This is a genomic window from Paenibacillus periandrae (assembly GCF_022458865.1).
Classification (GTDB): domain Bacteria; phylum Bacillota; class Bacilli; order Paenibacillales; family NBRC-103111; genus Paenibacillus_S; species Paenibacillus_S periandrae.
This window is the reverse complement of record NZ_JAJNMU010000053.1, coordinates 1-26,491: the sequence shown is the minus strand read 5'-3', so window position 1 is coordinate 26,491 and position 26,491 is coordinate 1. Positions and strand designations below refer to the sequence as shown.

At 47.1% G+C, this 26,491-nt stretch carries 19 protein-coding genes and 4 pseudogenes; 13 read left to right on the top strand and 10 right to left on the bottom strand.

Annotated features, from left to right (window positions below):
• Positions 1 to 311 precede the first annotated feature (311 nt).
• The 12 genes and pseudogenes from LRL21_RS43670 to LRL21_RS47425 all read left to right on the top strand — a co-directional run.
• Positions 312 to 656: a hypothetical protein gene (locus LRL21_RS43670; protein ID WP_240422012.1), complete on the top strand. Its 345-nt coding sequence runs from the start codon at positions 312 to 314 to the stop codon at positions 654 to 656.
• Positions 657 to 950: 294 nt separating this feature from the next.
• Positions 951 to 2,222: a hypothetical protein gene (locus tag LRL21_RS43665; RefSeq protein WP_240422011.1), complete on the top strand. Its 1,272-nt coding sequence runs from the start codon at positions 951 to 953 to the stop codon at positions 2,220 to 2,222.
• 59 nt (positions 2,223 to 2,281) lie between these two features.
• The gene (locus LRL21_RS43660; protein WP_240422010.1) at positions 2,282 to 3,007 is read left to right on the top strand and encodes an ABC transporter ATP-binding protein; all 726 of its coding nucleotides are present in this window, start codon (positions 2,282 to 2,284) and stop codon (positions 3,005 to 3,007) included.
• Complete coding sequence (locus LRL21_RS43655) at positions 2,994 to 3,746, top strand: ABC transporter permease (RefSeq protein ID WP_240422009.1); 753 nt, start codon at positions 2,994 to 2,996, stop codon at positions 3,744 to 3,746. The genes LRL21_RS43660 and LRL21_RS43655 overlap by 14 nt, the downstream gene beginning before the upstream one ends.
• Before the next feature lie 12 nt (positions 3,747 to 3,758).
• Entirely contained in the window at positions 3,759 to 5,192 is a 1,434-nt protein-coding gene (locus LRL21_RS43650; RefSeq protein WP_240422008.1) for a sensor histidine kinase, read from the top strand.
• Between the two features lie 17 nt (positions 5,193 to 5,209).
• On the top strand, positions 5,210 to 5,905 hold the full coding sequence (locus tag LRL21_RS43645) for a response regulator transcription factor (protein WP_240422013.1): 696 nt from the start codon (positions 5,210 to 5,212) through the stop codon (positions 5,903 to 5,905).
• A gap of 86 nt (positions 5,906 to 5,991) precedes the next feature.
• Positions 5,992 to 6,507: a signal peptidase I gene (gene lepB / locus LRL21_RS43640; RefSeq protein ID WP_240422007.1), complete on the top strand. Its 516-nt coding sequence runs from the start codon at positions 5,992 to 5,994 to the stop codon at positions 6,505 to 6,507.
• Between the two features lie 181 nt (positions 6,508 to 6,688).
• On the top strand, positions 6,689 to 7,117 hold the full coding sequence (locus LRL21_RS43635) for a GNAT family N-acetyltransferase (protein ID WP_240422006.1): 429 nt from the start codon (positions 6,689 to 6,691) through the stop codon (positions 7,115 to 7,117).
• A 597-nt stretch (positions 7,118 to 7,714) separates the two neighbouring features.
• Positions 7,715 to 8,134, top strand: a complete 420-nt coding sequence (locus LRL21_RS43630) for a hypothetical protein (protein ID WP_240422005.1) — start codon at positions 7,715 to 7,717, stop codon at positions 8,132 to 8,134.
• A 159-nt stretch (positions 8,135 to 8,293) separates the two neighbouring features.
• Positions 8,294 to 8,524 (top strand): annotated as a pseudogene (locus LRL21_RS43625) (shikimate kinase); the annotation flags it as partial.
• Positions 8,525 to 9,425: 901 nt separating this feature from the next.
• On the top strand, positions 9,426 to 10,877 hold the full coding sequence (locus tag LRL21_RS43620; protein ID WP_240422004.1) for a DUF5050 domain-containing protein: 1,452 nt from the start codon (positions 9,426 to 9,428) through the stop codon (positions 10,875 to 10,877).
• A 747-nt stretch (positions 10,878 to 11,624) separates the two neighbouring features.
• Positions 11,625 to 11,759 (top strand): annotated as a pseudogene (locus LRL21_RS47425) (IS110 family transposase); the annotation flags it as partial.
• Between the two features lie 266 nt (positions 11,760 to 12,025).
• Here the strand turns inward: LRL21_RS47425 and LRL21_RS47420 are convergent.
• The 9 genes and pseudogenes from LRL21_RS47420 to LRL21_RS46590 all read right to left on the bottom strand — a co-directional run.
• Positions 12,026 to 12,310, bottom strand: a pseudogene (locus LRL21_RS47420) (transposase); the annotation flags it as partial.
• Between the two features lie 94 nt (positions 12,311 to 12,404).
• A complete protein-coding gene (locus tag LRL21_RS43605) occupies positions 12,405 to 12,968 on the bottom strand; it encodes an IS110 family transposase (protein WP_240422003.1) in 564 nt (187 codons plus the stop codon).
• Between the two features lie 297 nt (positions 12,969 to 13,265).
• Positions 13,266 to 16,052, bottom strand: a complete 2,787-nt coding sequence (locus LRL21_RS43600) for a hypothetical protein (protein WP_240422002.1) — start codon at positions 16,050 to 16,052, stop codon at positions 13,266 to 13,268.
• 454 nt (positions 16,053 to 16,506) lie between these two features.
• On the bottom strand, positions 16,507 to 18,030 hold the full coding sequence (locus LRL21_RS43595) for an extracellular solute-binding protein (RefSeq protein WP_240422001.1): 1,524 nt from the start codon (positions 18,028 to 18,030) through the stop codon (positions 16,507 to 16,509).
• Positions 18,031 to 18,061: 31 nt separating this feature from the next.
• Positions 18,062 to 18,943, bottom strand: coding sequence for a carbohydrate ABC transporter permease (locus LRL21_RS43590; RefSeq protein ID WP_240422000.1), 882 nt, complete (start codon positions 18,941 to 18,943; stop codon positions 18,062 to 18,064).
• Positions 18,943 to 19,965, bottom strand: a complete 1,023-nt coding sequence (locus LRL21_RS43585) for an ABC transporter permease (RefSeq protein WP_240421999.1) — start codon at positions 19,963 to 19,965, stop codon at positions 18,943 to 18,945. The genes LRL21_RS43590 and LRL21_RS43585 overlap by 1 nt, the downstream gene beginning before the upstream one ends.
• 243 nt (positions 19,966 to 20,208) lie before the next feature.
• Positions 20,209 to 22,497, bottom strand: coding sequence for an AraC family transcriptional regulator (locus LRL21_RS43580; RefSeq protein ID WP_240421998.1), 2,289 nt, complete (start codon positions 22,495 to 22,497; stop codon positions 20,209 to 20,211).
• A 410-nt stretch (positions 22,498 to 22,907) separates the two neighbouring features.
• Positions 22,908 to 23,351, bottom strand: a complete 444-nt coding sequence (locus LRL21_RS43575) for an IS630 family transposase (RefSeq protein ID WP_240421997.1) — start codon at positions 23,349 to 23,351, stop codon at positions 22,908 to 22,910.
• Between the two features lie 155 nt (positions 23,352 to 23,506).
• Positions 23,507 to 23,560 (bottom strand): annotated as a pseudogene (locus tag LRL21_RS46590) (hypothetical protein); the annotation flags it as partial.
• A gap of 407 nt (positions 23,561 to 23,967) precedes the next feature.
• Between LRL21_RS46590 and LRL21_RS43565 the strand changes: the two are divergent.
• Positions 23,968 to 26,343: a helix-turn-helix domain-containing protein gene (locus LRL21_RS43565; RefSeq protein WP_240421996.1), complete on the top strand. Its 2,376-nt coding sequence runs from the start codon at positions 23,968 to 23,970 to the stop codon at positions 26,341 to 26,343.
• 54 nt (positions 26,344 to 26,397) lie between these two features.
• Here the strand turns inward: LRL21_RS43565 and LRL21_RS43560 are convergent.
• Positions 26,398 to 26,491 (bottom strand): IS3 family transposase (locus LRL21_RS43560; protein ID WP_240415445.1); only part of this gene is annotated, 94 nt, incomplete at its 5' end.

The following is a 26,491-nucleotide window of genomic DNA, read 5'->3' as shown; positions in this document are numbered from 1 at the left end:
CTGGAAGAGCGTCTGAATGAGGTCAAGTAAAGGAGATAGGGGAACGGCCGACTGGCTTTGAGAGCCGGCGGCCGTTTTATATTGGCGTTTTATTTGACCAGCTGATTCTCCTGTTCTATCTGGGGGGAACGATGCCGGAGAACGGTACTTATCGACAGCACTATATCCTGAAAGTTAAATTTCTCATACCTACTAAAAGGAAGAGGCTTCCAGCACGATCGGCAGCCTCCATTACGTTAACGGGCATTTTTGTTGAAGGGAAACAAATAACGCTATAATTATCCTATAAAGGGTATTGAAGGAGAAAATATATGATTTTAAAGGGTTTAACTAGTGTTAAAAAACTTTGGATTGCCATAGGCATTATTCTTGTTGCCTTGCTTTCATTCGTCTCTTTCGCTTACTTGTTACCAGTTAAAAAAACGGTTCCCGAAACGAGATCGGTTCCTTATATTCACTCCTTACTTATCGTGCGTAATGGTTTCCTTGGACTTAGCACCTATTTTGCTCCTTACCAAGAAGGTGATGGCGTATTTTATCAAGTCCATTCCGTGACGAAAAGTATTACTTCAGCATTAATGGGATTGCCATTAATGAGGGTACCCTCAAAGGCACAGATCACTCAGAATCAGCGGATGGGCTCTAAAGCACCATAGCTTATCGACCTTCCTCTCCCGGCCATAGTAGCAGTATTAACATATATAACCATTTCCATCATATGTGGTGCGGCGTTTACGCTGCAAATATGGTAAGGAAAGGGTACTTAAAATCCAATGACTGTAAGAAATTTATGTGATAAAGTCATTAGTGTTGGGATGGCATCCATGTTAGTGCGCAATCAAGCTTGAGTTAATAGTTTGTTAATAGTTTATTCAGATAGATTCAATAAGCTTCCATTATAATAAAGCTAAGGAAACGTTTCCCCCACTATACTTAGAAGGAGATACGAAATGAAACTTAGCAAAAAAGCAATTACCGCACTCTCATTTACGCTCGGAGCCAGTTTATTTATATCCACAGCTTTTGCTGATACATTGCTTGGCTCTGGTTATGATCGACTCAAGGGCTCTGCGAAAAATACCGCCGCACAGATGGAGAAGGGATTAAACAATTATACGATCGATGCGCTGCTTACGCTGAAGGGTAACGATCAAATCTTGTTTCAGACTACCACCTCCAAAAAAATCGATACAACCAAGCAAGCATCTGAAGAAACTACCGTAACTCAGGATTCAGATGGCAAGTCCTCATCCAATTATTCATATTTCGACAAAAAGCAATCGATCTGGAAAAACGGGGTCGATAACAAATATTATGTAACGGAATATCCTGATGATGCAGCTAGAGGGAGCCGGAGCATGTTCACAAACCCTTTTAATGAAAAGGGCGCACCTGAGATCGAAAAGATCGTTGACGCAGTGGTCGGAGGGTTAAAGGATTATGTACAGGTGGAAGAAAGGCCAGATGGCGGAAAAGCTTACTCAGGAAGTTTGTCTGAGGCACAGGTGCCTGCCGTAATTAATGCCGTCTCTTCCTATGGCATCCAACAGATGATTAGAGACCAGAGCCGTATGGAAAAGAATGCAAAGATGACGGATATAGAAAGTGATATTTTTGTCAAAAAGGTTGTAGGCACGGCTGTTGAGAACAAAGCAGGCATATTGGAAAATGTGACGGGGGATATCCTCCTGTCCGGGAAAGACAAAAACGGCGCCCAGCATGATTTAACGATCAATGTGGTCGTCAAGCTTTCCGGTGTTGGAAATACAAAGATTGCTTTGCCTGACCTGACAGGAGCAAGCGTTGAAACAGTCAACCAGTCAGGTGGCCTCACTAGCAAGTATGTGGGAACCTATAAAAATAACATCATCATAGAGAAAGACGGAAAACTAGTGAAGATCGGCGAGAGAACCTTTGAAATCACAAGCGTGGAGAATGGTAAAGTGGCAGGCAAACTTTACGAAACCGTTAAATCTGGCTTTGAGGCCAATTACCCTGACAAGTATAATTTTAATTTTGAATATAATCCTAGCAGTACGAAGTCCCTATCTACCTTTACTTATAAGAATGCGAAAGGCGAGCAGGAAAATGGTCAGGTTCATGGGAACGGTCCTGGAAAGATTTATGTGGATCTGAATACCGAGATCATCAACAACAACTCGTACAGAAGCAGCAATAGACCTAATTTCGATGGTCAATTCAGCCGCGTATTTGAGGAATAGAGAGAGGAAGGGAAGCCGCCAATGCGGCTTCCTGACCATTTTATGGGGAGGTACTGTCGTTGACGAATAAAGCAATTGAAATCATCGGTCTTACCAAGGTATATAAAAACGATCGGGGCATCAGTGATTTAAATTTAGAAGTAGATCAAGGCGATATATTCGGCTTTTTGGGACCCAATGGGGCTGGGAAGACGACAGCCATGAAAATGATGGCAGGGCTCATGAAACCGGACCGCGGCGACGTGAAGATTTTTGGTGCCAGCATATTAGAGGATTACGTCAATGCGATGAAGCATGTGGGCTGTATGATCGAGACAGCGGAGTCGTATCCTTATTTAACGGCCAATGAAAACCTGAAGCTGTTTGGCAGGTTTTATCCGCAGGTGGACCAACAAAGAATCGACGAATGCCTGGAAATTACTGGTATGTTGAAGTATAAAAATGAGAAATCTAAAAAGTTTTCACTTGGGATGAAACAAAGGCTAGGGCTAGCGGCTGCTATCCTATCCAAGCCCAAGCTTTTAATTTTGGACGAGCCTTTGAACGGATTGGATGTTGAGGGCATGCTGGAGATGCGGAGGCTGACTAAGCAGCTTGCTGATGAAGGTACGACCTTTTTTATTTCCAGCCACTTGATTCATGATGTAGAGCTTACCTGTACAAGAATCGGTGTTATATACGGGGGCAAGCTTGTCAATGTAGACTATACCCAAAACATTCTTTCCAATTACGCATCGCTTGAACATTATTTTGTTAGTGAGGTGGACAGGAATGCCAGGGTTTAAAGCTGCATTTTTGAATGAAGCCGTGAAGCTGTTGAAAAAGAAAAAAATTATGGCGGCTGCCATTTTGTCCATTCTGGCCGTTTTGATCGGACAAATTGCGGTTACCACGGTTAAGCATGGCCTTGGCTTAAGGGTAGTAGGCAGCACGGAGTTTCCAATAGTTGTTTTATCGATTTTTACTTATACGATTTTACCGCTTTTTTCCATCTTTGTGGCGATCGATATGTTTAACGGTGAATTTTCGTCTAATACGATGAAAATAACGCTGGCCAGACCTGTTTCCAGACTTGGCGTTTATAGTGCGAAGGTTTTGAATATTGCTTTGTTTATATTGGCCAACCTGATGTTCGTTATGGTGCTTTCTTTACTGGTAGGGTTTATATTTAATCCTGCATCCGCTAGCTTGCTTGGTGTAGCGAGGGTGCTGTTGTCCTATATCGCTACTTTTTTTCCCGTGTTTGTGTTTGCCCTTTTAGTTGTCCTGCTATCCAATATACTACAGGGAGGGCTGGCGGTATTTTTTCTCTCCATCCTTATTTTTGTCGCTTTTAATTTCTTGGGTATTTTCTTTTCTTCGTATTCCAGTTTTTTTGTGACGTCGATGTTGGATTGGTATACGCTCTGGATTTCGGAATCGTTTAATATATTCAAAATTTTCCGCCAAATCTTAATTTTATTGGGCTGTGGTATAATGTTATTTACCGCTGGTTATTATTTATTTGATAAAAAAGATATATAGAAGGGAACCCACATGCATTTGACCAAACGCTTTTTCGTGATGAATGCGCTGTCCGTGCTGCTTTCCATTGCCTTGACGGCTTTGGCAGTCATCATTTTTGTTGCCGCCTATACCAAAGTATTTGGCCACAAAGCGGATATCAATGAACTGAAAAGGGCTTACGAGGTCAGGACCGGGATCAGTGAGATCAAGCGGGAGGCGATGGTCTTAGAGTTCAAACAGCTTCTGGATAAAAAATTTCAGCAAGAGCTGGCTGATCGGGCCCAGGTATTGGGTGCCCATGCCCTCCTATTCATCAATAGGGAGGTTGTATACGCTACAAGAAAGCTGAATGCCATCGATATTGAAAAAAGCCTGCTGCTGTCCAGTGGTACACCTAATCAGGATACCCTGGAGCTTGATGGCAAAACTTATATGTTTACCCGGGCGGATTATAAGCTTCCATCTGGTGATACGGGAGTATTGCTACTGCTTGCGCCAATCAAGCTGCAAACAGGCTTTTATATGCTGTTTGGCATTTTTACCATCGGCTTTTTCATCCTGATTTTTTTGTTGATGAACTTTTGGGTTTCGTATACATTCTCGCGCGGGATCATTTCACCAGTATCCAGGCTGAAGGAAGCCGCTGTTAAAATCAGTGAAGGTGACTTGAGCTGCGAAATTGCAGAGGAAGGCGAAGGCGAGGTTCGGGAGCTGTGCAAATCGCTGGAGCTCATGAGGATCAAGCTGAAGGAATCTATTTATTTGCAGCAAAAGTACGATGATAACAGAAACTTCTTGGTATCCAGCATTTCGCATGACTTAAAGACGCCAGTAACCTCCATCAAAGGGTACATCGAAGGTATTATTGACGGGGTAGCCAAGTCACCTGAGAAAATGGCAGAGTACCTGGAAACGGCTCGTTCAAAGACCATTTTAGTGAATGCCATGATTGATGATTTGCTTTTATATTCCAAGCTGGATCTGAACCAGCTCCCTTATCATTTTGAGAAAAGCAGCCTTGTGGATTATTTCGAAGATTGTGTTGCGGATCATAGATATGGATATGAAAAGGCCAATATTACATTAGAGCTAATCAATGAATTAAAGGAGCCTGTCCTTGTATTAATTGATCGCGAAAGATTAAAGAGAGTCATTCAAAATATCCTCGACAATGCTGCCATTTACATAGATAAGAGTGACCGGAGGGTTGCCATTATACTGAGGGAAACACGGACATCCGCCATTATAGAAATCAAGGATAATGGAAAGGGAATAGCCGAGAAAGACCTTCCCCACATTTTTGAACGATTTTATCGGGTGGATCCATCAAGGAACCATGTAGAGGGCAGCGGACTTGGGCTCGCTATTGCCAAACAAATTGTGGAAGGCCATGAAGGGGAAATATGGGCTAGAAGCATTGTCGGGGAAGGCACCCGAATAATGATCTCTCTGAAAAAGTTGTAGTAGGTTTGGAGGTTATGATGAAAAGGATATTGATTGTTGAGGACGATCAAAGTATTGCCAATCTGCAAAAGGATTATCTTGAGCTGAGCGGTTATTCGGTGAAGATCGTGAACAGCGGCTCAGAGGGGCTCGCAGCGCTTGAAGGAAAAGAGTTTGAGCTTGTGATCTTGGATATCATGCTGCCGGATACAGACGGATTTGAAGTATTGAGGACCATTCGTGAGCAGGACGACATTCCTGTGCTTCTCGTATCGGCCAGAGCAGAGGAAATCTACAAGATTAACGGCCTCGGCCTTGGTGCGGATGATTACATCACTAAACCGTTCAGCTCCGGCGAACTGGTAGCCCGGGTTAGCGCACATCTGAAAAAGTTCGAGCGGATGAAGGAACGGTTTGGTAAAGGGAATGAGAGAAGCCATATCCAGGTCCGTGGCCTTGAGATTCAACATGATTCCAGAAGAGTGTTTGTGAACGGGAATGAGGTCATGATGGCGCAAAAGGAATTCGACCTGCTTGTGTTTCTTTTGAAGCATGCCAATCGGGTGATTAGCAAGGAGGAGCTTTTTGAGCGGATCTGGGGAATGGATGCGTTGGGCGACGCTTCTACCGTGACCGTGCACATCGCCAGAATCAGGGAAAAAATCGAGGAAAATCCGTCCAAGCCCCAGTATATAGGCACGGTTTGGGGATCAGGGTACCGGTTTATGATTTAATTCATCTAGCTACGGCTACTAGTTTCATTTAATAATCGTAAATAAAAGACAATAAGTTCATTGAAATAGGGAGGAGAGTTCAATTCATGAAAAAAATTAAAGAATGGGGAATAAGCTTTCTAATTGCAATCGTTGCGGCATTAACTATTAAAACATTTGTCGCAGAAGCTATGGTTGTTCCGACTGGATCGATGCTTCCAACCATTCAAATAAATGATAGATTAATTGTTGAAAAAATAATATGGATGGATGAATATCAGCTTGGTGACATTGTTGTATTTTATCCACCTATACCCGAGAAAGTTAATGAAAGCTATGTAAAAAGACTCATAGGAATTCCTGGTGATGTGATTGAAATTAAGAACGGGGCACTGATTCGTAACGGTGTAAAAATATCAGAAACTTACATAAACGAGCCAATTCGGTATGAATTTGGTCCGATTACTATCCCCGAAAACAAATACTTTTTTTTAGGTGACAATCGTAATGAAAGTTTCGACTCTCATTCGTGGACTACCCCTTTCGTGGATAAAGAAAAGTTGATAGGGAAGGTAGTTTTAAAAATTCCAACGCATTTGATTGATAAGAGGAATTTAAGGTAAGCTTTTTACTATCTTAGCTTCGCTCCGCTACGAAGGAGAACGATAGCGCAATAACCAGGGAGCAGATCGCCACGCGGCAGCTGCTCCCTAGTTTCGCTGAAGTAACTGGCAGGATAATTTAACCAGTTAACGAATATTTCAATTATAATTGTTTATATGAATCATCCAGGGGTGTTTTATTATGAATCATTTAACAATACAAATCTGCTCTGATGACGATTTGGACTTTCTGGCTGTTCTAAACAAGCAACTTATTGAGGATGAACAACATGATAATAAAATGAACACTGAACAATTGAAAGAAAGAATGAGGTCTTTCATTAATTCCGATTATAAAGCCTATAAATTCGAAGAACATGGTGAAAATATTGGTTATGCTTTGGTAAATCACATTAAACAGCCTTTGTATTTAAGACAATTTTTTATTTGTAGAAATTGTAGAAGAAAAGGTTATGGGAAAGCAGCGTTTGAAAAACTACTTGAATTTTTAAACACGAAAAATATAGATATTGAAGTTATGCATTTGAATAATGCCGGATATGAATTTTGGAAATCCCTTGGATTTACTGAGAGAAGTGTGTATATGAGACTAGAGGGACCCAATAAGTAATCGCTATAAACCATTACGCTAACGGCGAACGTTAGTTTAATGAAGGACTCTATACAAACAATGAAAGAGCTGCCGCGGCAGCTCTTTTTACTTCTTCACAAGGTTTTTATACAGATGTACTTCCCTTTATCCAGAATATGGTACAATTTAAGGTAGGAGGGGAAGCAAACATGTCATTATACGTAATCGGGCAAATTGTGAATTTTATATTTTTCTTATCTCCGTGGGCAGCAATATATCTGCTCTATCGCTTTTTAAAAACGTACGAGTCGAGAAAAAGAACAGACGAGGAACTATATCGTAAGCTCGACGAAATACACAAACAAGTTGCTGAAATAAAGGAACATATGAATTATAAGTTGTAAGGATAGGACATGTTAACAAAACAATGCCGGGTGTTAAGCTACCATGAAAGAACGTATTAACTTTCATGCTCTGGGGTGCAACGTAGGGGATGCATGCGAGGCTAACGGGATACATTAGGTCAAACAACCAGGGAGCAGATTGTCGCGGCAGCTATTCCCTTTTCCAGTGAAGTAACGGGAGTTTCATTTAATAGCAATTGTCATCAAGTTGATAACGTATACTAAGAAGCATATGGAGATCGTTAATAGGGGTGTAGATGCAATCGGTGAAATCTTAAAAAGTGCTGATATTGATGAAAAAAGAAGTATATTATTTTGCTTAGATAAGTACCTAGACCCTTATTATGGATACAACTTGCCTTATTTTGATGAGATAATAGTTCTCTTAGAAAAACACCTATTTGAAAATCATGACAAGGAAGTAAAAGAAGATATTTTACAATTGCTTACTGATTATTCAAAAGATACATTAGATTATTTGGTAGAAAGAATCGAATCAATCGAGTTCGAACTGCTCGCAGATGCAATTTATGCTTTAGGCCTTACTTTTAATTTAAAGTATGTACCAATTTTTATCAGATATGAAAATGACGAACATCTTAATGTACGAAATGTAGCAAAAGAAGTATTGTTGGAGTTATCAAATCTTTAAGGTTGCGACTCGGAGACGATAGTAGAGGAGCTTGCCGCGCAGCAGCTCCTCTCTTGGTTTTATTAAAGTAACTGGGCAGTTTAGTGAACACGTGGAAGGAAATTGAAGCTGTTTTACAGAATTAAGAAATATCAACTTTCACAAAAAGCGGGGATCAATCTGAACGGAAATATTCCGAACAAAATACATATCATAGGCTCAGTCGGAAGCGGAAAAACCACACTTGCTAGAAATTTATCTCGTAAGTACAACATTCCATATTATGAATTAGATAACGTGGTTTGGAAAAGGCATAAATCTGAAGATATAAGAAGATCTGACGAAGAAAGAGATGAGTACCTAGACAATATAATCCGTTCTGACCGATGGATTATAGAAGGTGCTCATAACCATGAAAAAAAAAGTAAACCGATGATTTTGAATATGCTACGTCAGGATAACATGAAGTCTATGATTTTAAAGGAAAACAGTATGATAGACCAATACTTAAATGAAGTTTAAAGAGCACATGTAAACATGGGGAATTTCTCAATTTAATGAACAAAGGAATTGCTTAACATCGTTCAGCTAACGAAGAACTATAGTGGAGGAGCTTGTTACGTGGCAGCTCCTCTTTTCCATTGAAGTAACTGGCAGGATTGCTTCATCAATTGTCGAATCCTTTGTTCGCGAATATTTTTATTAACGGGGGTAGGGTATGGAAATTAAGATACGAGAAGTTGTATCAAAAGATTATACTGAAGTTGTTTTCTTATGGAACGATGTACTTGGCGTTCGTACTGTTACGGATGAGAACTTTCGGGGTGTGCCCTGGATGCCAAGCTATAGTTCGCTCTTCAAAAGCTGTGAATATTATATGTGGAGATTGTCATGAAGCATTTGTCCAGGATTAGTGGAATGTAATTTGGACCAGTAAATGGTCCGAAATTAAAGCGCTTACATGAAGTGCGAGAGTAAAGATATCAACATGGTACTGCACTAATTAGAATCGGTGTTGTTTGGATTTTTATCTCTGATTAACTAAATTCTGGATAGTACAGCTGAGTGAATGGATCCGGGACACTTGGAACGCGAGCTGCAGCCTGATGGGGTAGTACCAGCGTAGCTGTCACCAAGGGCAAGGTAGATGTAATTAAATTGGGAATTTATTGATGACCTCGTTATATTCCTGCTGGGCATCGGTGATGCAAGCTTTGAATAGATTTCCTTCCTTTGTGTAACATTTGCGGCGTCAGTGCGTCTAATCCTAAGGTGAGATGACTACAACCTGAGAAAAAGGAGACTTCCTGCTATGAAAAAATCTTTACTGGCCGCAGCGCCGAAACAGGCGGAGGTATCGCTGCCGGCTTTTCCCATTTTTCTGAACGGTACCCCGGTCGATAATACTCATAGCATTTTTCCGCTACTCGTTTATAAAGACATTACTTATTTTCCGATGACCTGGGATTACGCGAGGGCGCTCGGACTTACCACCTCCTGGGGTTCGCAAGGGGGGCTCAGTATTGAGAAACGCATACGCTCCGAGGTTTTGACGCAAACGCTGAAGCCGGATGCCAATGCAGTATCCGGCGAAACCGCGGTGCTGCCCGACTTTTGCATCCGGGTAAACGGCAAAACGATCGACAATGCGGCGGAGACTTATCCGCTGCTGCTGTTCCGCAACATCACCTATTTTCCGATGACGTGGCGGTTTACGCATGACGAATTCGGCTGGAATACATCCTGGGATAACGTAAACGGGTTTCGCATCGATACGCCGGCGCAAACGGACGGCACGCTGCCGGCCACCGAAAGCGACGACTTCAATTTGAATACCGGCGGGCAAATGACGGTTTCCGGAGACTGGATGTACTACAATCCGAACAACAGCTACTTCGAGTCCGGTTACCTGTACAAAATGAAGTTGGACGGCAGCGGCAAGACGAAACTGACAGACGATAATGCCCGCTCGATCCAGGTGGTCGGCGATTGGGTGTACTACACGGCGATGGACAAAGGAAAAAACGTTCATCAAGGCATCTTCAAAGTACGCACGGACGACACCGAACGGACGAAAATTTCCGATGCTCCGGCGGGGAAGATTGCGGTGGAAGGAGATTGGATATATCACGTAGACCAGGTATTAACCGGCCAGACGGAGAATGCCATTGGTTATTACAAGACGCTCGGCATCAAAAAGATCAAAACCGACGGAACCGGCGAAACGTCCCTGTTCCAGGGAACAACAGCGAGCAATCCTTCCGGCAGCGTTGTCGAGGATTCCATCCACGTCCTCAAGGACTGGATCTATTTAGTGCAGCCGGGCGATGGGAAGAGTCCCCCCGCATTTTATAAAATCCGCAAAGCCGGAACGCAGCTTACCCCACTTCCCGCGGTAAATTTCAACAATTTCATGGTCGCGGACGGTTGGATTTATTACGTCGACAACAACGAATTGTTCAAAATGAGTCTCGAGGGCTCGTCCGCTATCTCGGTAAAGAAGTTTGACAAGTATGTCAATTCGCTGTACTACCATGACGGCTGGATCTACTACGTCAAAGGATCATTCGGCTTCATGGGATCGGCCGACATTGAAAAAATCCGCATCGACGGCAGCGAGCAGACGAGGGTCATCGGAGGCGTGCGCGCGTCCAGCTTGTACTTTGCAGGCAGCAAGCTCTATTTTGCCGGCAGCTGGGAGGGGAGCAATCCGCTTTACGAAGTGACGGCGGACGGACAGCCCAAGCTGCTGAAAGAGGAGTAGCAAACGGGGCCAGATCTCCCGGCAACGAAAAAAAACTGCCCCGAATGGAGATGATGACACTTACCGTGGCGTTAGTCATGCGGGGCAGTGATTTCCCCATCACCCCAGATAAGTTCCACTTTTTACAGGCCCCCATCGTACCTCCGTTTGTTTCGTCAGTCAATGACCGTCATCTCCATTGATAATTGGACAGCTCTACTTATGACGGCCGACATAATCTTCGGAGTAGCGATGAGTTTGCTAATTATATCCGAAAACATACAAAAGACACTAATAGTATCTAAGGAATTAAGTAGACCGGTAGCGTAGCGGTGCCCCATCATATTTTCTTCGAATACCAGCGTTGCTGATAAAACCGCAAGTATATGTAAAAATATGTAATGAAAAAGATAACGGGTGTCCTTTTGTCGGGAAACACATCGGTCAACGCTGTCAGCAAATAATAAAGTCATAGACTTAAAATAAAGTTTATAGAGTTATCGACTGCAATAATAAAGTTTTAGGCGCCCATGCCGCTAACGCGGCACCATCAGATGATGAAAATGGACGTTTGCGACATAATTGACTTACGGCTGGCGAAGGGAGGTCGGCAGTCAATGGTGCCTCGAGCCCGTGTTTTAGACTGACCTCAACGACCAGTGCACCACAGAATGTTGCTCCATTTCGGAAGCACGCAGGATAGAATAACCATATGCGGTTATTGCACCAGCCCCTTCAATTTGACATGCCGTAAGGAGAGTGTCTTGGATGGACGTCGTTTACAGTCATGTATGCGGGTTTAACGTTCACAAAAAGAACATCGTTGCCTGCGCCATCACACCGAAAGGCAAAGAAATCCGTACGTTTGAAACCATGACCGATGATTTGATCCTTCTCGCCGATTGTTTAACAGTGAACCCCTGGGCCTCAATCTTTTTTATCCAGTATTCCACAGAAGATGTCGAAGAGGTTAGATAGTCCCAGCCTGCTTCACGGTAAGGTATTTTGTCCTTGAGCATTCGGTAGATCATTCGAAGTATGAGATGGGCTGTCGCTATTGTTGCCTTTTTCTGCCCTCGTCGTTTCTGTATTCGATAAAAGAAAGATGCGAGTCGCGTGCCCTTAGATTTACTTGCTGCCCAAGCTGCTTGGGGCACCGCTTTCAGACTTTTATTCCCCTTAGCTATCTTCGAACTTTTCTTCTTTCCTGCACTCTCATTATTCCCCGGGCTTAACCCGGCCCAAGCTGCTAGTTGCGGATCACCTCCGAAGCAAGACATATCATTCCCGATCTCTGCCAAGATGACCTCCGATGCATCTTTTTGGATTTCAGGAATCGTGTTTAATAGTTCAACTGATGCTAAATAAGGCTCGAGTAACCGATCAATTTCTGATTCTACTTTCTCCAGTTGTTTTTCAACATAGGATAAGTGATCCAAATGCAGCCCCAACATCATACGATGGTGTTTTCTCATTCGCCCATCTAACGCCTCAAGTAGCTCAGGAACTTTGTTTTTAAGGGAAGTTTTCACCTTTTCTTTTACTTCATCAGCGTTTAAGACTTCGCCATTGATGACTGATTCCAGTAAAGCACGACCTGATACACCAAAAAATATCGCTGATGTAAGTTGTAAGCTTTAAATTAGCATCCTGTAAAATTTTGCGAATTCGAATTTTCTCAGCTGTCGCGTCTCGAAGCAGCTTTCGTCGGTAATGCGTCAAATCCCGCATATTCCGAATTTCTGATGGAGGCACAAAGCTGGGAGTAATGAGTCCAGAACGAAGCAGCTGTGCAATCCAGGCTGCATCGGCGACATCCGTTTTACGCCCGGGTACGTTTTTGATTCGTCGAGCATTCGCTAGAATAAGCGTAAATTGCTCCTCTAAAATGTTCCAAACTGGTTTCCAATACACCCCCGTGCTCTCCATGGCAACGTGCGTACACTCCCAGTTATTCAACCAATCGTAGAGGGCCAGCAGTCCCTTGGTCGTCGTGGAAAAGGTACGAATTTCTTGCTTAGGTTTGCGATCTAATTCCCCATACAGAACACAGGCGACTACTGTTTCTTGGTGGACATCAAGCCCAGCACATCTTTCTAAGATTGCTTCCATCCCACATATCACTCCTGAAATAGTTTAAGTGATGCAGGTCATGTACCCTCAGAGTAAAAGAATTTTTATACACGTGCTCTCAGCAACAATTGGCGGTGCTCGCGGGATACAGTCGGCCGGTTTGGGACTCAGAGTTTTCCTACCAAAAAAGTCTCGGCCTGTGACCTGCAGTTCCATTATGGAACATACAGATTCACAAGCCAAGACATTTTCATTCATGGTGGTGGCCGTCAAGCCATGTTAGTTTTGGACAACCTCTCTGCAGACCGTGGCAGCGGCCGCTCAGCGCGGCCTGAATTATGGTTGTTGGTTCAGCGGGCGTTGCCTGATGATCGCTTGGCTCTTCCGTGCCATCGACATCGCCCTGATCGCATCGTCATACGGGTCGCTTGGCGCCGCCGGTGGGATAATCTCGCCCTCCGTATGAGCCGTATTGATGAACACGGGCTCTTGTGGAATGATGAAATTCTTGGCATCCGCGATCATGATCGGCGTGCCGATCGTGTTGAACGTTGACGTGATCTCGTCCGTCAGCAGCAGGGACGTCAGATCTTGCGCTTGCGGCACCGCGGACGGATCGGTCCAGACGACATAAGTGTCTTTGTCCGCGCCGTCGAACTTGGCCACCCAGACGTCGCCGAACTTGCCGACACCCTGCGCCTTCTTGTTATCCATCTGGTTATAAGCGGCTACGTATGCCAGATAGGCAGGCTTCGGGTAGCCCCAATAGTCGATCAGGCCGAAGTGATCTTCCGGATAGTAGCGCCGTTGATTGAGATCCTTGTAGTTGTACCAGAAGATCTTCTCGACGCCGCCTTGCAGGCCGAGCGTGTAGACTTTGTTCAGATAGCTTGCTTCTTCCGGGCGGGACAGCCCTTCGACGACATGGGTAGTATCGGTGGCGGGATCGCCATAGCCGAAATATTCGCCCGGCGCGTTGCCCTTGTGCGGCGCGCCGACCTCGGTGAACCAGATCGGCATGTCGAGACCGTTTTTCGCCATCTCGCTACGCGTGAAGTCAAGGATGTCCGGCAGCCAAGTCTCCGGACTCGGGAAGTCCGGCCATGCGTACGGATGTAGCGACAGGATATCGAACATCTCCGCCGTATCGCTCGCCAAGAATTGCGAGACCGTCGGCTTCCGGCCCGTCGGCTCGGCCAGTTGATAGATGAGCTTCGTGTTCAAGCCGAGGTCGTAAACCGCTTCGCGGACGGCTGCTGTCTTGGCCTGAAAGTTCTCCCAATAGTAAGGCTTCGCCCAGTGGCTCAGGTTCTCTTCCAGCCCAAGCTCCCAATACTTGCCGTCGGGATCGGCCTGCACGTACTTCACGAACGTGTCGGCGAGATTATCGACGTCTTGCTGCGGCATCAGCTGATAATCGTCGGTATGCCACAGCTCGGCATGCGCGAGCGGCAGCTCTTCCCATCCCTTCGCGCGGCGGTCCTCCATCAGGTCGCCCCATGCTTCCGGCGTCAGCCTGCTTGGCGTCCAGGACTGCGTCTTGCTCCAGCCGCCAATATTTGGGTCGTTCAGATTGGCATGAACCATCCCAAACGCCGAATTGGGATTATCCGTGCGCGGTGTCGGCGTCGTCAGCGCGGCGAAGCCGTATTCCTTCGCCTCTCCGGGCACGCGGTCTTCGATGACGAAGTCGTTCGTGCTCTGGATGACGAGCCCGTAATAGCCCGTCGGTAGATCGGAAGGCGAGTTGATCGTGTTCAGTTCTTCAAAGGTCAGCGGAATAGGGGCCCCGAGCGGCTGGCCGAGGTAATTCTTCCACTGCGCGGTCAGTGTGACATTCTCGGGCAGATGGAAGTCGGGACCGTCCCCCGGCAGCGTCTGCGTGAAGCGCAGCTCCGTCAGGTTCAGCTTCGAAGCAGGCGACGTGCTGCCCTCAAGCAGATGTCCCGTGTGGGCGTCAATCTTGATTGTCTTGGCGGGAACGCCGCCGGCAGCCGCCTTGAAGTTCACGGTGGCCAGGCCGCTTCTGTTCGTGTTGCCCGTCCCGTAGACGGTGTTTATGACGCTGGTGCCGGCCGCGTCGATGAAGGAGATGTCCGCGTAATTGAGTGAAAAGTAGGAATTCAGGTTGAAAGCCGACAGATCGAGCGTGTCAATGTACGTTTCATGATCCAGCTCGACCGTAATCTTCGCATATCGGTCCTCTAACAGTTTGCCAAAGAAGTCATAATAGACGCCGTAGTTACTGCCATAGCTGGTCAGTCCGTCGGTGAGAAGCGTCTGCGCCTGATCAATATTATATTTGTTATACGGTTCGATTCCCGGCTCCACGGCGATCGACTGAAGATTCGCGAACGTCGTCGTCGGCACCTTGCCGGTGATGTCCAGCTCTGTCAGGTTGATCTTCCACGAGTTCCCGACACCCGTATAGACTCGGAAGGTAACGGTCGTCGCCAACTTCGGCTCGGAGGCGGAGTATGAAGCGGTGGTCGTTTTTGTCGTGTTCAGTACATTCGCCGTCTCCGTCGTCTCAGTGCCATCAGGCGCTCGGAAGGTAACGGTACCTGTCCGCATGCTGAACTGCGCATTCATATTATAGCCGTTCAGCGTCAGCGACTGTACGCTGGCGACGCCGGTGAATTCCACGATGACATCGACATAATTGTGATCGTTGTCGACCGTGATGTTGCCTCCGGCATCAGTGCCTCGAGTCCTCCACAGGTCGAACATGACGCCGTAGTTGGTTCCGTAGGAGAGCTGGCCGTCGGTCAAGATGGATACGGCGCTTTCGACATTCGCCATATTGGTAGGCGTTACGCCGGGCGAGAAATGAATCGATTTGATCGCGGAGTCGAGCGAGTCGCCGGCAGCTAGATGCGGTGTTACGCCGATCGAGAACAGTGTGCCGGTCTGATGGATATGGTTAGGTGCGCTGCTGTCGTCAATATCGAGCGTAATCTTGCCAAGTGGCGACGGTGGGACAGGATTCACATTTCCTTCTGTAGCATGCGCGGCATGCGCGAACGGTAGCGGAACGGAGAGCGTGATTGCGGCCAATGCGGCGAGCAGCGTCCGGCGCAGCCGTCCGGTGCAAGTCTTGCTAGGTACGATGGATGCTGACATGGCGAAGAACTCATCCTTTCTTCATCGAAATGAAATGGATTAACTGTCTGAATCATGGAACGGGATTATGACAGTAACAGTTGCCCCCTTTGAATGGGAGCGGTTTCATAACACTGCGTCTTCACCTCCTTAATCGCTATGTCCCAATGTACGTTTCACAGATGCGCTTGTCTCCGTAATGCCTCCCATTTTAATCCAAGATACCGGATAATTCGTACGAATCTCTTAAGCATTTCATATGAAAAATAGATGAGATGATGGGAGGAGAACATACGGCACTACCTCGCGCTGCTCGCCGCCCGTATCGTTCAAGCTTCCTGCGCGTCCAGTTTGCTGCCGAAATAAGCGATACCAAGCAGCATAACAACCTCCATGTATTAAAGCATTCATGTTTATCTTTCAGACTTGAGCCCGCTCCCGTGCCAGCTGCTATCTTCGGAAGCGGGCTTCCGTCTTATGGCTTCCGGTTCTTTTCCTTATAAGCTTCGTTGATTTCGGCTACGTACTTTTGGAAAGAAGCATCCTCCTTGAAGGACTGTACGAACCGGTCCCAGTCCGCGACCGGCGTTTTGCCGATGACGGTATTGATCACCGTATCGTCGATTTTCTTTTTCCAGTCTGCTCCTTTTTGCGCCCAGGTCGGAGAGTCCAGTCCCGTTCCCGGATCGGGCAGAGATTGCGCGCCGATGGTGTCGACCAGCTTGTAATTGGCCGCTTTCTCTTCGGCGGAGATACCGGGATAGGATGCCCGCAGATAAGGATCGAACACGCCCGCTATCCATTGGCCTGTGGTGGATTGCGAGTAGCCTTTTTTCTTGCCGTCCTCCGTTTGGACGATGGCTCCGTCGGCTCCAATGCTGTAATCGGTGTCCTTTATGCCATAAGTGACCAGGTTGTAGCCTTCCGTTGTGGAGGCGTAATCATAGACTTCGAGAATTTTCTTGAGCTTGTCTTCGCTGACCTTTTTGTTGACCATGAACAGGCCGAAGGAGCCGACGGCTTGCTCGTAGTACGTTTTGCCGTCCGGCGCAGCGGGCAGCTCGACCGCTATCAGTTGCGCCTGGGGATTCGTTTTTTTCAAATCCTGGTTCCAGATCGCCGCATCGCTGATGTTGCTGATGGTAAGCCCGGCTTTGCCCTTCAGCATCTGATCTTTGATCTGGGCATACTTCACAATCGCCAGATCCGGAGTTACAAGCTTGTCTTTGTAAGCCCGGTTCCAATATTCAAGCGCCTGCTTGTAGGCCAGCGTCCACCATGCCGGCTGGATACCGCCTGCCCCGTCAGCGCTCCAGTTGGTTCTTGTCCCGAACATGGAGGTCAGGTACGATTGAAATGAGGGGCCGAGACCCGTAGCCATGCCATAAGTATCGGGCTTCCCATTTCCGTCGGGATCGCTGTTCGTGAAGGCTTCCATCACCTTGTACAGTTCCTCGCTCGTCTTGGGCAGTGGCAGGCCGAGCTGATTCAGCCAATCCTTGCGGATAATGAGCGCCTCATGGCCGTCCAGCGGCCGCACGCGCGGGATGCCCACTGTTTTGCCGCTGACAAGCAGGTTTTTGTATACCTGCTCAGGCAGCTTGGCCAGATTCGGGTACTGCGGGATATAGGGGGTCAGGTCCCAGAAGGCGCCCTGCTTGATCGCAGTGGTGTAGCTTGCCACTGTTGTGCTCCAGACGAGCGTTACATCGGGCAATTCATTCGAAGCCAGCAGTGCGTTAAGCTTGTCCTGGTAATTGTTGATCGGCTCATATTGCACGGACAGCTTGACATTGAATTTTTCATTTAACCGCTTTAACGATTCCAGTTCATTACCCGGCGACTCTGCGTAAGTGGTCGTCAGTATTCGGATCTCCGTCGGCTTCTCCGCAGCCGCCACCGGCGTAGTCTGCTCGGGCGAGCTGCACGCGACTGTGCCTGCTGCCAGAAGCAGCGTCATGGCTGCCGATGCGGCTTGGGTTAATCTTTTTGTATTCATGGAATTTCCCCCTGTTATTATGGATTAGGAATCAGCCCTTCACCGAACCGACCATCATGCCGCTGACGAAATATTTTTGCAGGAACGGGTAAACAAGCAGTATGGGCACGGTAGATACGACGACGGCAGCCATCTTGATCGTCTCCGGTGGCAGCTGCTGTTCGCTTTGCAGGACGGCGGCGATGCCAGGGTCAGCCACGTTGGTCGAGGAGTTAATCAGCATCATTTGCAGCACGACCTGCATCGGGCGAAGACTTTCGGACGAAATGTACAAAACCCCGGCAAAATAAGTATTCCAGTATTGAACCGCGTAGAATAGGGCAAAGGCGGCCATCGAAGGAAGCGCAATCGGCAAATAAATGCGGAAGAAGATGCGGAAATCGCTGCAGCCGTCGATACGACCGGCTTCTTCAAGCTCGTCGGGCACCGTCTGGAGGAATCCCTTCATCAAGATTATGTACCAGGCACTGGTCAATTGGGGGAGAATGAGCGCCCAAAGCGTATTCATCAGGCCCAATTGTTTCACCAGCAGGAAGTTCGGGATCATACCCGGATGGAACATCATCGTGAACAGGATAGCCGCGAGGGCGATTCTCCGGCCGCTCAATCGGTTGCGCGACAGGGCGTAGGCCAGACCGCTGCTGACCAGTATGCTGATGGCTGATCCGGCCAAGGCCAGCAGGCCGCTGACACCGATGGAGCGCATGAACATCCGGGTGGATAGGATGTAGCGGTAGGAGTCCAGGCTCCATTCTCTGGGAATGATCACAAGCCGGCTGGTCGCATATTCGTGCGCATCCGTAAAGGAAACGAGGAATAAGTAAAGAAATGGCAGTAACGTAACCAAAGCAAACAGCGTCAGCAGTATATAGTTGATAACGCTAAACCATCGCGGAGCATGCAATCCCTTCATCAGTACACCCCCTCCTCTCCCATGCGCCGGGCGAGCTTGTTGGCCAGCACCACAAGTATCAGTCCAATGACCGATTTGAAGATGCCGACTGTGGTGGCAAAGCTGAACCGCCCGTTCTGTACGCCTGTCCGGTATGCGTATGTATCGAATACATCGGCTACATGAGAGACCGGCGCACTGGTCATCAGGTAGATTTGCTCAAAGCCGACCTCCATCACGCTGCCGAGGCGCAGAATGAGCAGGATGACGACAATATGCCGAATGCCCGGAAGGGTCACATGCAGCGTCTGCTTCCAGCGGTTGGCCCCGTCGATCATCGCTGCTTCATAAAGCTCGGGATGAATGCCGCTCAGCGCCGCCAGGAAGATGATGGTTCCCCATCCGGCATCCTTCCAGATACTTTGCGCCGTTAGCATCGCCCAAAAATAATTCGACTCCGTCAAAAATGGGATCGGTTGGTGGCCGGCCAGCAGGATCAGCTTGTTCACAATGCCGTCGGATTGGCTGAGCACGATGAAGCAAATACCCGCGATAACAACCCAGGAAAGAAAATGGGGCAAATAGACGACGGTTTGCACGAATCGCTTGAACAGCTTCCTCTGCACCTCATTCAGCATCAATGCCAGAATCATCGGCAGCGGAAAGAAGAAAACAAGGTTAAGCAGACTGATCGCCATCGTGTTGCGCAGCAGCAGCAGGAAGTCCGGATGCTTGAACAGCTCCGCGAAGTAGCGGAATCCCACCCATTCGCTCTTCCAGAAGCCTGCGTACGGCGAATAGTCCTGGAAAGCAAGCAGCAGTCCCCACATTGGGAAATACTTGAAAATCAAAAAAAATAAGAGGCCGGGAAGAGCAAGTATATACAACTGCCCGTCCCTGGATAGGGTCCGCAGCAAGCCGTTGCCGGACAGTGCGACTGTGGGCTGGCTGCGCGGTTGACCTCCGGGCGGCGGCTGCCGTTCGGAGGAATGTTCCCCGTACCCATCCTTCATGGCTGGATGGGTCTGTTGTCCCTGATGCATAGTTATCTCCCTTTGCTTAATCGGAGTTCCTCCTTCTGTATTCTGTTTTTTCTTTGCGTGTGCTGCTCGGAGCACAGAGTCCTCTGCCGCAATTGCATTGTAAGATGGCACTGCATAGCCTACAATACTCAATTGTTAATGCGCATATTTTGCTTTCCCGCAGCGCCGGTCAAAAAATGCATATAGCCCAAATAGCCCGCGGGAGCAGGCGATACGCCATCTTCCCCGGGCAGGGCAAATCGTCTATTCCTTGTGCAGCTCGCGGTACTGGCCGGGGGTGACACCCTCCAGCTTCTTGAATACGCGAATCAAATTTTGCGGCTGGTAGCCGGTGAGCCTGGCTATCTCGTTAATGGTCAAATCGGACTGCAGCAGCCATGTCTTGGCCCGCTCGATCCGGTAATGGGTTAAATAGTCGATGAAGGTGGTCATCTTCATTTTTTTAAACAATTTGCTTAAATACGCGGGGCTGAGCATGCACATCTCGGCGCACTGCTCCAACGAAATGTCTTCGCTGTAATGCTGAGCGATGTAGTCCACCACTTTCTGGACCGCGTCCTCGTATTCACGATTCTGCTTTTGCTGAACCTGTTCAGCGATCGGGAGAATGAACCATTCGTTAAACCAATCTTGCGCTTCTTCCAGACTTTGGATCGCGTCCAGTACAGTGAACGGGTTCTTTTCTTCAAACGCGTCCAGCACAGACACCCCGGACAAGTGGGCTGCGCGTATGCAGGCAGCAAGCAGTTGTGTGCATGAGCTACGAACCTGCTCCACATGATAGGCCCCGTCCTGCAGCCGGTCAAAAAATTCTCCTAGCAGCGCGTTCGCCTTGTCAGCCTGGCCGAGCCGCAGCGCATTCTCCACCTGCAGCTCGAGCTCCGTAAGCGCTACAAGCGGAGAGACACCGGTGGCCGACTGCCAATCGCCGCGAATGATCTGGTTCGATCCAAGCACAAGTCGTGAGCGCAACACCATCATGGTCTGCTGAAAGGCTGCGTTCAGATGCCGGATGTCATTGGTTATGGGACTGACGGCAGCCGTCACGTCCAGTCTCAGAAAACTTGCCGCTGCAGCCCGCGATTTCTCGGCAAATTGCTCCGTCTTCAGGGTCCACGCGTCCCACCCGTTTTGATCACTGCCGCTCCACAGCCACACGGCGATGTGCTCGTCCAGCAAGTGTACCTTGAGGCCTGTCAGCATCGATGCTTTCATCATATCAAGAACAATATTCTGGATGGAAAATAAGATGAGTTCCTGATCCGTTTGCAGGAAGCTCTGATGCTGGTTGTCCCTCGTTCTGTCGTACGTTATTATCAGCAAGCGATGTGCGGCTTCGTAAGGTATATGGAAGCGTTCGAAGCGCTCCTTTAGCTCAGCCGCCGAATAATGCGAATAATAACCGTGCATCAGCTGCAAGGCGAAGGTTTCCTGGAGCAGGGGAAGCTGCCTGTTCAATTGCTGCTTCAACTGTTCCTCAGACTCCCGCATCTCTGTCCAGCGGCTCTGGACGTAGGTCATTTCGTCTGTCTCCAGCGGTTTATTGCCAGTCAGCGTCGTCATCAGTCGCTGAATCGGCCGGTAAATTCTCCGTGCGCTTAACAGACTGGCTACAACTCCAAGCAGCAGCAGTACGGCAATGATCGCCGTTGTACGGTAAGCGATACCTCGTGATTTGGCGTTCAATTCGCGCAGCGGGATGAAATCGGTATACTCCCACTGATGCTCTTCGGCGACTATGCTGTTGACGAGATATTCGATTTTTGTTTGCGGATCGGTATAGTAGCGCTGCCCGTTACGGCCTTCTTCATAAAGACTGCGGCGGAAGGAACCGGTGCCGGCTGTCTGGAACGTGGACGCGATCACTTGGCCCTCTGCATCATAGATGGCAAGCTGCTCGCCGTCATACAGGATGGAGCGATTCAAGGAGCTTAAGAACATCTCGGGAGCGATCACGACGGCGAGCAGCGCGTAGGGACGATTGCTCTGCAGAGGAACCTTGGCTATGAACATGACGCCTTCGTGCTGCAGCGTCGATGTCAGCCTGAACCGCTTATAGCCCCATTGGAAAGCTTTACCGGACGATAGGGCCTCGGACAGCGTATAGGTATCTGACAAATGCTCCGCTACGATGCCTCCGTTCCGCGGAGACAACAAATAGTTATCTTCGATATATAGAAATACATCCGAAATGTCGCTGTTGCTGTTTTGCAGGGCGGAAAGGTGCTGGTAGATTTCTGATTTGAAGCTGGTTTCGCCGAAACGGGAGGGCTCGAAGGACGATCCGGCAAAAAAAGGATTGAACAGCATTTGCAGTGTCGAATTTTGCACATTCTGCAGTCGCCGGTTCATCATTTCGTAGGTCGAAGCCAGAATATTCGTGTTGGCCTGATTTACCTCCTCCTGTACAATACCGGCCGAATACCAATAGCTACTGATTCCGAGCGTCACGGTCGGCATCACCGAAGCAACCAGCGCAATAAGAATAATTTGGTTCAGAATCGATCTGGCAAAAAAATGTCGTATTCTCATAAATCGTATCACCCGATCCATAGCGTTACCTTTATTGTAAACGCTTATTTTTGGGGTGGCAATGTCTTTCATGTGATGGATTTAGATTGTTGGAAGCGTAACTCTTGTTTGTGTACCAATATAAGGATTAGGGGGGATGAACTGAATAGCTTTCGGGATCTAAGTCCCACAGGCAGAAACGCGGCTACCGCAACCGCAATCTTATGACCATAATAAAATGAGGTTGACCAGAAATATCTGGTGACCTCATTATACGAACGGGAGGTTAGTGCGAATAGTGTAATCTCCGTTAAGAGGCAGTTGAGATCAACCCGTTCTAAGAAGTATCTAGTTGATTGATAAACTTCCACTTCAAAAAAATGAGATAAATAATGATAAACAAAGACCTCAATTTTCTGAAAACCCCATAATCAGGCATGGCAGGGAGGGTGCTTGTTGAGTCGTTTCATGAAGGCCGTGACATAAAGTCGAATGCGATAGAATTTGCTGAAAAACACATTGTTGATGACGTCGCTCTTCAGCCATTTCCAAACTCCTTCCATTAGGTTTAACTCAGGACTGTAGGGCGGAAGAAAAACAAGCTGCAGACGTGGATGTTCCTGTAAAAAGGCCCGAAGGCCCGCGGCGTGATGGATTCGGCTATTGTCCAAAATCATAACGATTTTTCCTGTTGGATAAGCTTTCAGCAAATCGGAAAGGAAACGAATCCATGCCGACAGGTCCGCAATCTCTTCTTCCCGATGATGAACCTGACCCGTCTCGTAGTTGATCGCTTTGAACAACTTGGCGCCTTCATGTCGACCGTAGGTTTTGACTTTACGCTGCTGTCCTCGAGGAAACCAACTATATTGCAAAAATCTTGATAGGCCCGAATCATGGACTCATCTTCAAACAGCAGATGATCAATGGCACCACCCCCAAGTTTGCGCTTCAACTCGGGAAACGTCACGTCTCGAAAGGCGGTTTGAGCCTTCTGATCTGCCTTAGCTAGCGTATAGGTTGCCTTGGTGAAGCTGAAACCCGACCGCTTCAGAACTTTGCTGACACCACGAACGCTATAGATAATGTCAAACTCACGCTCGATCCAGGAAGCAATCAGCGGCAGTGTCCAGGTGTAGCGTGCTTCAAAGCCTACTTGTACTCATGTTTAACGCCACCTTTGGGATTGTCTTACTGATTATTACCCATTTGGTGGCTTGGTAAGTTTTTCATGTGCGGTTTATATAACTGAAAATATTGTTGCAGAGTGAGAAAATAAAGTGTGGATTTACCTATATCTAATGATACAATTATTTTGCCTCCGTAATGTCAATGGGAATTTTGTTTATCTATAATATTTACGCCAGGCAGGCTTCGTGATATATCTGTTAAAAAGCGTAATGTTTTTCTAAATAGATTTTCAGGTAGTTCATGAGGGTGTCTGGTTCAAGACATCCTCTATTATTAATTAAAAAAATGAGGTGGTTTTGTATGCGTTTTATTAACAAAAATATCCGTCGAGCAGCTGGATTGATCTACGCAGTGATCTTTCTCGTCATTATCTCGACCACTGTACTGCTATCCTATATGAACACGACTAAGAGCCTAAAGCAGGAGCTTGTTTATTCGAATACCGCATTATTGCATCAAATCATGGAGAAAACGGAACTGATCTTTCATGAAGTGGACAAGGATGCATTAGGGTTGCTGCAAGAACCGGAAATCCGAACGTTTGTCGATGGTAACTATACAAGTGAGTTGGAGCGCATGCAAAAGCACAGCGAACTGATGAAGAAACTCGAAAATTTAATGAACTCGAATACGCAAGTGCATTCCATCTATTCTTACTCTTATGGCCAAAAATTGTATTTATCGCCTAATACTTCAACTGAAGAGGCTGCGTTTTTCGATAAGAGCTGGAGAGATACCTTCGATTCATTCGATGGTTACTTCAAATGGTTGGGTATCCGCAGTATCGAAGATAGGATGGTGCCTTTTCCGGTAAGTAAACAAGTATTAACATTGGTACGATCCTACCCTACGCTGAGCAGCCCTTCCTTTCGCAAAGGGGCGTTGATCATTAATATCGACGAGAGCATGATTTATAATTTGGCTTTAAATAAAGACGTCAGAAGGCTAGGTCAAGCCTTTGTCATCGATAAAGACGGGCTTGTGATTTCCCATTCGAATAAAAACATGCTTGGAGAGAACATCAGTGCCCGAAAAGAAATCGATCGAATTATGAGCAGAAGCGGAGAAGGAAACTTTACAGAGACGGTGGACGACGTTCCAAGTTTGATTTTCTATGCTTCCTCTGGCTATACGGGATGGAAATACGTAAGTATAATTCCGAGCCTGCAACTGGACCGTGAACTGCTGGCCGTCCGCAACTGGTTGCTAATCATCTCTCTGTTTATGTTCATTGCGGCGATCGTGGCCGTATTTATGGTTAACGCCGTTACATATCGACCGTTTGAAAGCTTTGTCCGCTCGATTAATAAACAGTTGAATTCCCGGAAGAATACGGGCGCTGAACGTAAAAACGAGGAGCTGGACGGTAATCTTGAAGCGGCGGAGGGGTTGTTTGACAGCTTTCTTCTGGAGCACGACAGTATACAATTGCAAGTGCGGCAAAATATACCCGCTATGAAGTGGAGACTTGTCTCCGACATGTTGATGGGTTACCGGACTCAGTATAAGGATGTAAAACCTTCTCTGGATTGGCTCGGTATCCGTCTCCTCCCCTCTCACTATATCGTATTGTCGGCGGAACTCGATTATAAATCCCGGATTCCCACTAAAGATTTGCAGCTTTATTCATATGCCTTGTGTAACGTGGCTGAGGAGTTGATCAATACAGAAAGTTACGGAATGGCCGTAGAGATGTTCGACGGGCGTGTCGTCATGATTATTAGCTTCGAACAAGCAGATCCGCAATCAAACATGCTTCGAGCCTTATCGGCTGCTGATTTGATCAAGACTTTCGTTCAGGAACAATTCAGGAAGACGGTTTCAATTGGTATCGGAAGACAATACGAGGAATTGGCGGATTTGCAAAAGTCTTATCACGAAGCGAATGAAGCGCTTCAATACCGGATGCTGCTTGGAGCCAATCAAGTCATTTCGATCGAAGATATAGAGGATTTCAACAGCCAACATTTTTATCGGCTTTTTGACCTGGAAGAAGCGGTGATGAATGCGGTAAAAGCAGCAGATGCCGGGTCCGTTTACAAGCAGCTGGAGCTTTTGTTCCAAAGGACGCTGCAGGAGAACATTCCTCCCAAGATGCTAAAGCAAATATGCTTGCAGCTAGTGCACCGCGCCTTAAAAATCGGTTCGGATATCGGACTTGATGTCGACCTGCTCACCGGTGGAACTGCCAAGCTGTACGAAAAAGTCGAGCTCGCCGAAGATGCGGTTGAAATTAAACGGGATATTACCGGTTTTTTCACAGATCTGCTGGAGCGTATTTCCGAAAAACGGAACGCTCGAGGAAGCAACGAGACCATCACCCGTATTCTGGAATATATTTCGAGACATTATATGCAAAGCGATCTTTCTATGAATAGGATCGCGGATATATTCCAGTTGAGTGTGCCTTACTTGAGCAAAATATTTAAAGAACATACGGAGAGCAATTTTACCGATTATCTGATTCAATTGCGAATGAATAAAGCTAAGCAGCTGCTGGAGGAGGGAAATGCGAAAGTCGTTCACATTGCCGAAAAAGTCGGTTACTCCAACTCGCACAGCTTTATCCGCATTTTTAAAAAGGTTACCGGCTTGACACCGGGAGAATACCGCGAGCAATTCATCTTGGAACGCAGCAAAACAAACGTCCATGAGGACAAAGAAGGTCACTCCTAAGCATAAAGGAACCAGCCAGCCGTGAAGTGACCCCAAAAAGTTAGACAATATATATTAGGCTCCCTTATGGGTGTGAATCCGGTATTGTACCGGGCTCATGCCCTTTAGTTTTGCCTTTATGCGTTTGTGGTTGTAATACTGGATATAT